9 protein-coding genes and 1 pseudogene are annotated in these 12427 nt (G+C 69.3%); 9 read left to right on the top strand and 1 reads right to left on the bottom strand.

Annotated features, from left to right (window positions below; all coding sequences use genetic code 11):
- Positions 1 to 18: 18 nt before the first annotated feature.
- The 8 genes and pseudogenes from JIX56_RS43860 to JIX56_RS43825 all read left to right on the top strand — a co-directional run bounded on the left by JIX56_RS43860 (position 19) and on the right by JIX56_RS43825 (position 9885).
- Positions 19 to 513, top strand: a complete 495-nt coding sequence (locus tag JIX56_RS43860) for a MarR family winged helix-turn-helix transcriptional regulator (RefSeq protein ID WP_257549518.1) — start codon at positions 19 to 21, stop codon at positions 511 to 513.
- A gap of 214 nt (positions 514 to 727) precedes the next feature.
- Positions 728 to 892, top strand: a pseudogene (locus JIX56_RS43855) (transposase); the annotation flags it as partial.
- Positions 893 to 1249: 357 nt separating this feature from the next.
- A complete protein-coding gene (locus JIX56_RS43850; RefSeq protein ID WP_443031987.1) occupies positions 1250 to 2389 on the top strand; it encodes a LacI family DNA-binding transcriptional regulator in 1140 nt (379 codons plus the stop codon).
- Positions 2390 to 2666: 277 nt separating this feature from the next.
- Positions 2667 to 4019, top strand: a complete 1353-nt coding sequence (locus JIX56_RS43845; protein WP_443031986.1) for an ABC transporter substrate-binding protein — start codon at positions 2667 to 2669, stop codon at positions 4017 to 4019.
- Position 4020: 1 nt separating this feature from the next.
- A complete protein-coding gene (locus tag JIX56_RS43840; RefSeq protein ID WP_257549516.1) occupies positions 4021 to 4917 on the top strand; it encodes a carbohydrate ABC transporter permease in 897 nt (298 codons plus the stop codon).
- On the top strand, positions 4914 to 5843 hold the full coding sequence (locus JIX56_RS43835) for a carbohydrate ABC transporter permease (protein WP_443031985.1): 930 nt from the start codon (positions 4914 to 4916) through the stop codon (positions 5841 to 5843). Before JIX56_RS43840 ends, JIX56_RS43835 begins: the two co-directional genes overlap by 4 nt.
- A 48-nt stretch (positions 5844 to 5891) precedes the next feature.
- Entirely contained in the window at positions 5892 to 8027 is a 2136-nt protein-coding gene (locus JIX56_RS43830; RefSeq protein ID WP_257549514.1) for a beta-galactosidase, read from the top strand.
- Between the two features lie 52 nt (positions 8028 to 8079).
- Entirely contained in the window at positions 8080 to 9885 is a 1806-nt protein-coding gene (locus JIX56_RS43825) for an RICIN domain-containing protein (protein ID WP_257549512.1), read from the top strand.
- Between the two features lie 28 nt (positions 9886 to 9913).
- Here JIX56_RS43825 and JIX56_RS43820 read toward each other — a convergent pair whose 3' ends face one another.
- Positions 9914 to 10585, bottom strand: coding sequence for a potassium-transporting ATPase subunit C (locus tag JIX56_RS43820; protein ID WP_257549511.1), 672 nt, complete (start codon positions 10583 to 10585; stop codon positions 9914 to 9916).
- 315 nt (positions 10586 to 10900) lie between these two features.
- On the opposite strand from JIX56_RS43820, the gene JIX56_RS43815 reads away from it, so the two are divergent.
- Positions 10901 to 12424: an ABC transporter substrate-binding protein gene (locus JIX56_RS43815; protein ID WP_257549509.1), complete on the top strand. Its 1524-nt coding sequence runs from the start codon at positions 10901 to 10903 to the stop codon at positions 12422 to 12424.
- Positions 12425 to 12427 lie beyond the last annotated feature (3 nt).

Below are 12427 nucleotides of genomic sequence, written 5' to 3'. Positions count from 1 at the left end.
GAAAGGGGCGGCGCGGCCGTGAACGACGAGGCGGGCATCGAGACGGCGAAGGAGGCCGCCGATCATGACCTCATCCTGGCGTTCGGGCGGCTGCAAGGGGCCGCCAACCGGCTGGAGTACATCCTCGGGCGGGCGCTGGAGGTCGAGTGCGGCATCAGCCACCTGATGTTCGAGGTGTTGCTGATTCTCGGGCGGGCGGGCGAGCCGGGGCTGTCCATGCGAGCCATCGCCCAGGAGCAGGTCCTCACCACCGGCGGTGCCACCCGGCTGGTCGACCGCATGGAGGCGGCCGGGCTCGTGACCCGGGCGGAGTCCCCCGCCGACCGGCGCGGCAGGCTGGTGCGGCTGACCCCGCTGGGCGAGGAGACGACGGTCCGCGCTTCGCTGATCCATGTCGAGAACATCAAGCGGTACTTCCTGAACCCCCTCCCGGTGGCGGACCGCGAGCGGTTCGCGGAGGATCTCCGCATCCTCAGCCACACGGCTCGGGACGTACTGCCCCGACTGCCCTGACCCGCACACCGACGCTCTTCCAGCAGGAACACGTCTGGGTCGCCGACACCCCCGCCCCCCGCCACCGACTTCGCGGTCTCTCTCCCCCCGGCCGGCCGACGTGGTGGTCACCTCCCCCGTGAGGGAGCGGCTCGCGGCTGTCCGACGCGTATCTCGGCGATCTGGAGGCGGTACTTGGCCGCCTCGTCGGAGGCTGGTGCACCGAGCCTGGTGACAGGGCGTCTCCTCCCACCACCTCCGTCAGGAGTTCCCCGACCTGGTGCGCCACTACTGGCGGGCCAACAAGCTCTGGTCCGGCTCTCACTTCGCCGGAACCGTCGGAGGCGCCCCGCTCTCCGTGGTCAGGCAGCACATCGAACAGCAGAACCGGCCGGTGTGAACACCGCCCGGCCCTGCCGGGACAAGCCCTCGCGACGCTCCAGCCTGCTGAGCTGGTTCAGCTCGCCTCGCAAGGGGGTGTCGAGTCACCGGCCGGGCGCCCCGGTCGAGGCACCACAGGCCTTGAATCGTTTCAATGATCGGGCTTGCAAGCGCAAGCCTCAGCTCTCGGACAACGCCATGTCAATGGTCCGGGAGCAAGAAAGCCGTGCACGTACGCCCAGTCCCGGAAACGTGTCCGAACTCTTGACGGAGCCCTTATGACTGCGTAGACATGACCGCGCAGACATGACTGCGCGGTCATGCGGGTCGCGTCTGGCATCATCGGACTCGATTCGTGCGGTCACCGGGAGCCACCATGACGCGAGGAAAGACGGGACGGGGCGGAAGTTCCCCGGCACCCAGCAGCGTGGATGTGGCCCGGCTGGCCGGCGTCTCCCAGAAGACCGTCTCCAGGGTCTTCAACGACGAGCCGTATGTCTCCGCCGAGGTCCGCCGACGCGTCCTCGAAGCCGCCGAACAGCTCGGCTACCGGCGCAACAACGCCGCCCGGGCACTGGCCTCCGGGCGGACCCGCTCGATCGGCGTGGTCACGCTGGGAACAGCCCTGTACGGACCCGCCTCACTCCTCATCGGTGTCGAGCGAGTCGTCCGCGACACGGGATACGCGCTCCGTGTGGTCAACACGATGGAAGGCGACCCGGCAGGCCTTGCCGGCGCCGTGGACTCGCTCCTCGACCAGGGCGTGGACGGCATCGTCATCTCCGAACCGATCGACGAGCAGAGCCCCGGTGGAGGAGAACCCCTCCGTATCGACGTGCCGGTCGTCGCCTTCGGCGCACCACCACCGCCCGTCACCGCGCCGACGGTGCTGACGGCAGGGCGCGGCGCGGATCTGATGGCCCGCGCCGCCACCGAACACCTGCTGGCGCTCGGCCACGGGACCGTCCATCACCTGGCCGGCCCGCAGCGGTGGTACGCCGCCCGGGACCGCCTGACGGGATGGCGGGCGTCACTGACCGAACAGGGGCTGGACGCACCTGCGGCCATCGAGGGCGACTGGTCGGCCGCGTCCGGCTACCTGGCCGGACGCGAACTGGCCGAGAACGGCGATGTCACCGCCGTCTTCGCCGCCAACGACGACATGGCGATCGGTCTGATTCGCGCGCTGACGGAGGCCGGCCGGCGCGTGCCGGAGGATGTCAGCGTGGTCGGCCTCGACGACATCCCCGTCGCCGCCTATGTGACTCCTCCCCTGACCACGGTGCGGCAGCCGTTCGACGCCATGGCGCAGGAGGGGCTCAAGCGTCTGGTGCACGCCATCGAGAACCCGAACGCGGACCCCTTGCCGCCGAGCGGACCACCGGTCGACCTGATCGTCCGCGCGTCGACCGCGCCACCGCCCAGCCGGACGACCCCGGCTCACGGGCGACGCACGGTGATCGCGCGGCGACCGCCGTCCGGGCACCCTCACCCGGGCGATCCGAAGTCGCCCTGAACCCAGCGTGGCGCCAGCGGGCTCTCCATACCTGACTGAACGTCATCAGCCTCTCCAGGCCGCGATTCCCGCTCCACGACTCGTGGTGCGTCACCGTCGCCTGTCCGAGCGCGCGCGGCCCCGGCCACGTGGGCTTCGGCAGCCCGGTCATCGCGTCCGTGCCTCCGACCCCCATCCCCTCGCACGCCCTCGCCAGGCGTGCCGCCTCAGCCACCGGCGGGAGTTCACCATGCCCAGAACCGTATCCACATCCACCCTTTCGTCCGCCCTTTCACCCATGAGCCGCCGACTGTTCCTCACCACGACCGGCGCCCTGTCGCTCGGCGCCGCCCTCACCGCGTGCGGCGGCGGGGACTCCGGCGGTTCCGCCTCCGCCGAGCCGGTCAGCCAGGCCGACATCGACAAGGCGATGAAGACGCCGACCGAGCTGACGTTCTGGACGTGGGTCCCGAACATCGCCAAGGAGATCGCCCTCTTCGAGAAGAAGTACCCGGCGGTCAAAATCAAGGTCGTCAACGCCGGCCAGGGCACTCCGCAGTACACCAAGCTGCGTACGGCTCTGAAGGCGGGCAGTGGCGCTCCGGACATGGTGCAGATCGAGTACCAGGCGATCCCGACCTTCACCATCACCGACAGCCTGCTGGACCTGCGGCCGTACGGCGCCGCCGAGTTGAAGGACCGGTTCGTCGACTGGACCTGGGGCCAGGTCAGCGGCGACGACGGCGAGGTCTGGGCGATCCCGCAGGACACCGGCCCGATGGGCATGCTCTACCGGCAGGACATCTTCGACGAGCACGGCATCGACGTCCCCAGGACCTGGGACGAGTTCGCCGCCGCGGCGCGCAAGCTCCACAAGGCCGACCCCGACGTCTACCTCACCAACCTCGCGGCGAACCAGCCCGCCGCCTGGCACGGCCTGCAGTGGCAGGCGGGCGCCAAGCCCTATGTGACCTCCGGCAAGAGCGACATCACCATCAGCGTCGACGACGCCGCCTCCAGGAAGCTCGGCGAGTACTGGGGCGGGCTGGCCAAGGAGGGGGTCATCGGCGTCGAGCCGGACTTCACCGACGGCTGGTACGCCGCGCTGAACAAGGGCAAGTACGCCACCTGGATCACCGCTGCCTGGGGCCCCGTCTTCCTCTCCGGTTCGGCCAAGGCCACCGCGGGCAAGTGGCGGGCTGCCCCACTGCCGCAGTGGGACGCGTCCAAGCCCAGCTCGGGCAACTGGGGCGGCTCGACGACCGCGGTCATCCGGTCGACCAAGAACCCGATCGCGGCGGCGATGTTCGCGCAGTTCCTCAACACCGACCCGGCGAGCGCGCGGATGTTCGCCACCGAGCAGTTCTTCTTCCCGGCGACCAAGGCCCTGCTCACGGACGCCGAGTTCGTCGGCCAGGCGCCCTCGTTCTACGGCGGCCAGAAGGTCAACCAGCTGTTCGCGGACATCAGTTCCACGGTCAACTCCTCCTTCCAGTGGCCGCCGTTCCTCGACCAGGCGGCGACCGACTGGACCGAGACGGTCGGCAAGTCCCTCGCCGACAAGACCGACACCGTCCGCGCGCTCGGCACGTGGCAGTCGCGGCTGACCACGTACGCCAAGGACCAGGGCTTCACCGTCAAGGGGAGCTGAGATGGCCGTCACCACCGCGATCTCCGCCAAGGGGAAGCGCCGGGCGGCAGGGCCGCTGTTCGTCGCACCGTTCATGGTGCTCTTCCTCCTGCTCTTCCTCGCCCCGCTCGGCTACGCCGCCTACCTCAGCCTGTTCCAGGAACGCCTCATCGGCGGCACCGCCTTCGTCGGGCTGGACAACTACGTCAGAGCCGTCCAGGACCCGCTGCTCATCCACGGCGTCGGACGGGTCGCACTGTTCTTCGTCATCCAGGTCCCCGTCATGCTGCTGCTGGCGCTGCTGTTCGCCCTCGCACTCGACAGCGGCCTGCTGCGCCTGGCGCGCGTGATCCGGCTGGGCATCTTCGTCCCGTACGCCGTGCCCAGCGTGGTCGCCGCACTCATGTGGGGCTACCTGTACGGACCGGACTTCGGCCCCTTCGCCCAGCTGAGCCGGAGTCTGGATCTGCCGGCCCCGCGGTTCCTCACCGAGGGCTGGATGCTGGGCAGCCTGGCGAACATCGTGACCTGGGAGTTCGTCGGCTACAACATGATCATCCTGTACGCCGCCCTGCGCACCGTCCCCCAGGAGCTGTACGAGGCGGCCGCGATGGACGGGGCCGGCGCCTGGCGGATCGCCTGGTCCGTCAAACTCCCGGCCCTCAAGCCGGCGCTGATGCTCACCCTGCTGTTCTCCGTGATCGGCAGTTTCCAACTGTTCAACGAGCCCAACCTGTTGATGAAAGTCGCCCCGGATGTCATCAGCAGCTCCTACACCGCCAATCTCTACGCCTACTCCCTCGCCTTCACCGGCCAGCAGGTCAACTACGCGGCCACGGTGTCCTTCCTCCTCGGCCTCGTCATCGTGATCGCCTCCTACGCCGTCCTGCTCACCGCGAACCGCAGGAGGACGCCGTGACGACCACTACGCCCCCGGCCGCGGTCACATCGACGGTCACGGAGCCGGTCCACGCAGTTCGTCCGAAGAGGCGCCCGGTCCGGCGCAGCACCCCGCTGACCATCGCCATGCTGGCAGCCCTGGCCTACTTCCTGCTCCCCCTGTTCTGGCTGCTGATCGCCTCGACCAAGAGCACCCAGGACCTGTTCAACAGCTTCGGCCTGTGGTTCTCGGACGCCCCGCGACTGCTGACGAACATCAAGGAGACCTTCACCCAGGACGACGGGGTCTTCGTGCACTGGCTGCTCAACACCGTGATGTACGCCGTGGTCAGCTCGCTGGGTGCCGCCCTGCTCGCGGCCTCGGCCGGCTACGGCTTCGCCAAGTTCCGCTTCCGCGGCGACCGGGTCGGCTTCAACCTCGTACTCGGCGCCGTCATGGTCCCCACCACCGCCCTGGCGATCCCGACCTACCTGCTCTTCGCCGAGGCGGGCCTGGTCAACACCCCCTGGGCGATCATCCTGCCCTCCCTGGTCAACCCGTTCGGTCTCTACCTCATGCGCGTCTACGCGCAGGACGCCGTGCCCGACAGCATCCTGGAAGCCGCCCGCATCGACGGCGCCGGGGAAGCCAGGATCTTCTTCACGATCGCCCTGCGACTGCTCGCGCCGGGCCTGGTGACCGTCCTGCTCTTCACCCTCGTGGCGACCTGGAACAACTACTTCCTCCCACTGATCATGCTCAACGACCCGGACCTGTACCCGATCACGGTCGGGCTCTCCTCCTGGGCCGCCCAAGCCCAGAACGGCGGGGCCGGCGCCAGCAGCGACATGCTCGCCCTCGTGGTGACCGGCTCCCTCATCTCGATCGTCCCCCTCGTCGTGGCCTTCCTCATGCTGCAGCGGTACTGGCAGAGCGGCCTGGCCACGGGCGGCGTCAAGCAGTAGAGCGCGCCGTCCTCGTACCACTCCCCCCTTCCCCGGAGGTTTCCCTTCATGGCGGCTCTGCCCGACCGCGTCCTCTTCGGCGCCGCGTACTACCACGAGTACCGGCCCCCCTACGGCACCGACCGTCCCGCCGAACGCCTCAAGACCGACCTGGACCTGATGGCCGACGCGCACTTCTCCGTCATCCGGGTCGGCGAGTCCGTGTGGTCGACCTGGGAGCCCACGAGCGGCGTCTTCGACCTCGACTGGCTCCAGCCGGTCCTCGACGGGGCGCACGAGCGCGGTATCTCCGTACTCCTCGGCACACCGACGTACGCCGTCCCGCCGTGGCTGGCCCGCCAGTACCCGGAGATCACGGGCGAGCGGCGCACCGGCGAACGCATCGGCTGGGGAGCCCGCCAGGAGGTCGACTTCACCCACCCCGCGTTCCGGTTCCACGCCGAGCGGGTCATACGGAAGGTCGTCGGCCGGTACGCCGACCACCCGGCGGTCATCGGATTCCAGGTCGACAACGAACCCGGCCTGCATCTCTTGCACAACCACGGTGTCTTCCAGCGCTTCGTAGACCAACTGCGCGAGAAGTACGGCGACGTCGAGACCCTCAACCGGGAATGGGGCCTGGTCTACTGGTCCCACCGGCTGTCGACGTGGGCCGACCTGTGGACGCCGGACGGCAACGAGCAGCCGCAGTACGACGTCGCCTGGCGGGAGTTCCAGGCCCAGCAGGTCACCGAGTTCATCGGGTGGCAGGCCGACATCGTCCGTGAGTACGCCCGGCCCGAGCACTCCGTCACCACCTGCATCTCCTACACCCGCCAGGCGGTCGAGGACGACGAGCTGACCGACCGCCTCGACGTCGCCTCCGGCAACCCGTACTACGACATGCAGGACGGTTTGCTGCTCCCCGATCCCACGCCCGACGGCCACGAGCAGAAGTGGAAGACCACCGGCGTGTGGGCGCTGTACCAGACCGCCGACTGGATGTTCTCCTCCCGCCAGGAGCCGTTCCTGGTGACCGAGACCAACGCCGGCTCGATCGGCTTCGCCTGGGAGAACCGGCCCGCCTACGACGGTCAGTGGCGGCAGGCAGCCTGGGCGCTCGTCGGTCGGGGCGCCCGGATGATCGAGTACTGGCACTGGCACACCCTGCACTTCGGCGCGGAGACCTACTGGGGCGGCATCCTCCCCCACACCGGGCAGCCCGGCCGCACCTACGCCGAACTCGCCCGCCTGGGAGCCGAGTTCGAGGCGGCCGGACCGCTCGTCGCCGGGCTCGAACCGGACGCCGACATCACCATGGTGTACTCGACGCCCAGCAAGTGGCTCATGCAGAAGTACCCGCCGCTCGCCGCGCCGGACGGCGCACCGGACCCGGCCGCCTACCACCGTATCTTCGACCCCTTCTACCGCGGCGCGTTCGAGGCGGGGCGCCAGGTCCGCATCGTCCACGCCCGGCAGTTGCACGACCCGCGCGGGGAGCGGGAGGGCCTTTCACCGGAGGAGGCAGTCCGCCGTCACCCGGTCCTCGTCGTCCCGGCGTTGTACATGGCCGCCGACTCGACCCTCGACTGGCTCGCCGCCTACGCCCACGCCGGTGGCCATCTGGTCCTCGGCCCGCGCACCGGCTACGCCGACCACGAGGCCCGGGCCCGGCACGAACCGGCCCCCGCCCGTCTCACGGACGCCGCGGGCGTCACCTACGACGAGTTCAGCAACCTCGTACGGGAGATCCCCGTGCGGTCGGCGCCCGATGGCCCGCTGGACCTGCCCGAGGGTGCGACGGCGACACGTTGGGCGGACGGCCTGACCGTCGCCGACGCCGATGTCCTGGCCACGTACGACCACCCGCACTTCGGCCGCTGGCCCGCGATCACCACCCGCGGCCACGGCGCGGGGCGTGTGACGTACGTCGGTACGGTGCCCGGTCGTGGCCTCGCGCGGGCGCTCGCCGAGTGGTTGACGCCGTCCGCACGCCACGCATGGCGGGACCTCCCGGCGTCCGTCACCGCCACGACCGGCACCTCACCCGACGGGCGCCGGGTCCACATCGTCCACAACTGGAGCTGGGAGCCCGCGAGCGTCTCGGTCCCGGTGAACCTCTCCGACGCCCTGAACGGCACACCACTTCCCGCGGGCGCAGCGCTGGACCTCGGCGCCTGGGACGTACGCGTGTTCGTCTCCTGATCCTGATCCGACCCCGACCGGCATCACCACGGCCATCCCCCGAGGAGGGGCAATGCACAGAAGAAGAGCAGGGAAAGCGCTGGGAACGTTCGTCGCGTCAGCCGCGATGCTGGCGATACCCGCCTCCGGTGCGCAGGCGTACAACCCGACGGGCGGCGTCCTCTACCAGCTCGGAAACGAACCGTGCCTGAAGGGTCGGGGCAACTGCGCGGTCTACCCGAAGTCGGCGCAGCTGCCGAGCGGACGTCTGGTCGCGTCGTTCGAGAAGTCCACGGTCGTGTCGGCGACAGGCAGCGCCGACAGACAGACTCTCCCGGTGTACAAGAGCGACGACCACGGAACGTCGTGGCAGCCGCTGTCCGAGGTCAAGGCCCCGGCGTATCTCTCCAGCGACCCCAAGTACGCCAAGTACACGAGCAACTGGACGAACCCGTACCTGTACACGCTTCCGCAGGACGTCGGGGACCTGAAGCAGGGCACGCTGCTCCTGGCGAGCGTCGTGTCGGGCGACGACTACTACTACCGCGAGCACAAGGCGGCCGACCCGAACTGGATCCCGTCCAACGACGGTGACCGCAAGGACCTGGCGATCGCCCTGTACTCCAGCACCGACGACGGTGCGACGTGGAAGGTTCTCAACGTCGTCGCGACAGGCGGATGGCAGGGCGGCAGCGCGGGCGCGGTCGGCCGGAACATCGCGGCCGCGAACACGAACAAGCAGGTGGATCCCCTCTGGGAGCCCTACCTGATGGTCCACAAGGGCAAGCTCGTCTGCTACTACTCCGACGAGAACGACTACACCGGCTTCGACCCGGCCACCGGCATCCCGGCCCTGGACCCCGCGAACGACACCGCTACGGACTCGCACGGCCAGATCCTCGTGCACAAGACCTGGGACGGCCGTAGCGCGAACTGGAGCGCGCCGGTCGTCGACATAGCCGGCCTGACCCAGGACATGGGAGGCGGCAAGAGCGAGATCGGCGGCGGACGGCCGGGCATGACGAACGTCGTCCGCACGACGGACGGCAAGTGGCTCCTCACCTACGAGTACTGGGGCGGCGGTGCCGACACCCGGTACCGGATCGCCGACGACCCGCTGAAGTTCTACACCGGCTCGCCCACCGGCACCGGGGTCGGCTCACTGCCCGTCGACACCGGTTCACACGCCCTCTCGGCGGGCGGCAGCCCGGTGCTCATCAGGCTTCCCGGTGGGCGCCTGGTCTACAACGCCGCGGGCAGCGGCAACGTCTGGGTCAACGAGAGCGGACGCGGCGACGGCGTGTGGAAGGAGTACCAGACGACGTCGCAGGCCGGCTACAGCCGCAACCTGCAGTACGTCGACGGCACCGGCCGCATCTCGATACTCAACAACCAGGGCACGTCGACGCTCAGGTTCGCCGAGGTCGATCTCGGTCACTCCGACGGCCCCTACCACCAGTTGGTGAACCGCAGGACGGATCAGGTGATCGGCACCGGCGGCAACACCAACGACGCGAACCTCGGCAACGGCGACGTACCCGACGTCCGTCTGGAGGCCCCCGGCTCGGCGGCGAACGCGGACACCCAGTTCTGGCACGTGGTGACCGAGCCCAACGGTGGCGTGACCCTGCTGAACAAGTCGGGCGGACGCGCGGCGGCCATCTGGACGGGGAACGCGACGGTCGGGCAGAAGATCGGCCAGTGGGTGGACAACAGCAGCACCGGCAGCTGGAACCTCGTCAAGACCAGCGACGGCTTCTACAGACTGCAGTCCGTCAAGAACACGAACCTGTACCTGACCGGTGCGTCCGCCGGGGCCCAGCTGACCCTGCAGAACGCGGTCACGGACGGCTCGCAGGACTGGGAACTCGTACCGTAGGCCACCAGGTGGGGGGCGGGCGACGTCGTCAGCTCGTCGCCGCGAGTTCCCTGAGCGCGATGTTGAGTTCGAGGACGTTCACGCGGGGCTCGCCGATGAAGCCGAGGGTGCGGCCCTCGGTGTGCTCGTCGACGAGCTTCCGCACCTGCTCGACAGGCAGCCCGTTCCTGTCCGCCACCCGGTGGACCTGAAGATCGGCGTACGCCGGGGAGATGTCCGGGTCGAGGCCGGAGCCGGAGGAGGTGACCGCGTCGGCGGGCACGTCGGACGGCTCGACGGTGTAGCCGGTCACCGAGTTGTCCTTGACCACGGCGGCCTTGGCGTCCTTCACCCACTGGACGAACTCTTCGTTGTCGGCGGAGCGGTTCGTCGCGCCGGAGAGGATGAGCTTGTACTGGGTGTTGACGCTGTTGGTGCCCAGGCCGTTCTGCGGGCGGCCCTGGAACCACTTCAGGTCGGCCTCCGGGGTCTCCTGCCCCTTCTTCAGCGGCAGGTTGTACGACTGCCCGATGAGCGAGGAGCCGACGACCCTGCCGGTGTGGTCCTTGATCTCGGACCCGTTGGCCTTGTCGTCGAAGAGGGCCTGGGCGAAGCCGGTGACGGCCAGCGGGTGGACGACGCCGGTGACGAGGGTCAGCACGAGCAGGGCCCGCAGGCCCGCCCCGAGCAACCGGGCGGTGTTCGTAGGGGAGTTGTTCATGTCCTTCACCACGCTTTCAGGAAGTCACAGCCCGGGGACGAGCGAGATGAGTACGTCGATGATCTTGATGCCGATTCCGTGGCCGGAATCGATCGGCCTTGACACATCTCTGACGGCGGTGCCGACACCTTTGACAGATCTCTTACGCGGCGCCGTCCTCGTCATCCGCCCTGGCGACACCGGGGAACCCAGTCAGTCATTGAGGTTTCATGCACCCGATGACAATTCGGTAAGGCTTGCCTTATATGCTGACGTGGCTCTCGCAGCCTTCGCTGAGCGGGGGCGTGATCCTTTCCCCGTACGACAGGACCCACCATGCGCACCACCTCCCGCGGCCTCTTCGCGGCGCTCGCTCTCAGCCCTTTGCTGGTCGGCTGCTTCGCGTCGGGCGAGGACGGCTCGGGCACGAGTGGCGACGCGGGATCGGGGGGTCGGCTGAAAGTCGCTCTCGCCGTGCCGCCGGTGCAGGCCCTGTCGCCGTACAGCAACGACGCCACCGTGCTCAGCAAGCTCTCCGTGGCCGAGGGCCTCACGGCGCTGGACGAGGACGGTGCCGCCGCACCCGCCCTGGCGAAGTCCTGGACCCAGAAGAACGCCACGACCTGGGTCTTCGAGCTGCGCGAGGCCACGTTCCAGGACGGCACCGAGGTCACCGCCGAGTCGGTCGTCAGCGCCCTCGCCCACGCGAACGAGGCCGAGACCAAGCCCCGCGTCCTCAGCGATGTGACGGTGGCCGCCAAGGCCGACGACGCCGACACCGTCACGATCACCACCGAGAACGCGGACCCGGTCCTCCCGCTGCGGCTGGCCAGCCCCGCCCTCGGCATCCTCTCCCCGAAGGCGTACGCGAAGGACGGCACCGTCAGCCCGGTCGGCACCGGCACCGGCCCCTTCGAGATCACCAAGCTCACCGGCAAGACCAAGGCCACGCTCAACCGCTACGACGGCTACTGGGGCGGCGAGGCCAAGGCGTCCGGCATCGACGTCAGCTGGATAGCCGACGGCACCGCCCGCGCGAACGCCCTGCGCAGCGGTGATGTGGACATCGCCGAGTGGATCCCCACCGCCCAGGCGAAGCTCCTCGACGAGAACACCCGCCACGAGGTGCCCTCGGTGCGCACCGACAGCCTGATCCTCAACACCGCGAGCGGCCTCTTCGCCGACGCCACGCTGCGGTCGGCCGCCCGTGAGGCCGTGGACGGCGGCGTCCTCGTCGACTCCGTCTTCGGCGGCTACGCCGACCCCGCCGAGGGCCTGTTCGGGCCCGCCGTCCCCTGGGCCGCCGACCAGCGTGTCGAGGTGACCGGCCGGGCCGAGGCCGCGACCACCGCTCAGGTGAAGGGGAAGACGCGGGGCAGGACCCTGCGCCTGGCCACCTACACCAACCGCGCCGAACTCCCCGAGGCCGCGACCGTCCTTCAGCAGCAGCTGGAGAAGGCCGGGTTCACCGTGAAGCAGGACGTGCGCGAGTACACGCAGATGGAGGCCGACCTCCTCGCGGGCAGGTACGACGCGCTCGTCTTCTCCCGGGTCACGCTCCTCGACACCGGCGACGCGGTCGCCTATCTCGCCAGCGACTACACCGGCGACGGCGTCTACAACATCGCGGGCCTGAAGGACACGAAGGTCGACGAGGCCATCAAGTCCGCCGCCGAGGAAGGCGACACGGCCGAGCGGCAGAAGAAGATCATGCGGGCCGAGGCGGAGATCCTGCGCACGGACGCCGTCGTCCCGCTCGTCCACGAGAAGGTCGTGCAGGGCATCTCCGACGACGTCGAGGGCGTCCTCCTCGACCCTCGGGAGCGCTCCCTGGTCGACGTCGACACCCACCTGAAGTAGCCG

Source organism: Streptomyces sp. CA-210063 (assembly GCF_024612015.1).
Classification (GTDB): Bacteria; Actinomycetota; Actinomycetes; order Streptomycetales; family Streptomycetaceae; genus Streptomyces.
The sequence above is the reverse complement of the archived record's forward strand: the minus strand, read 5'-3'. Positions and strand labels throughout refer to the sequence as shown.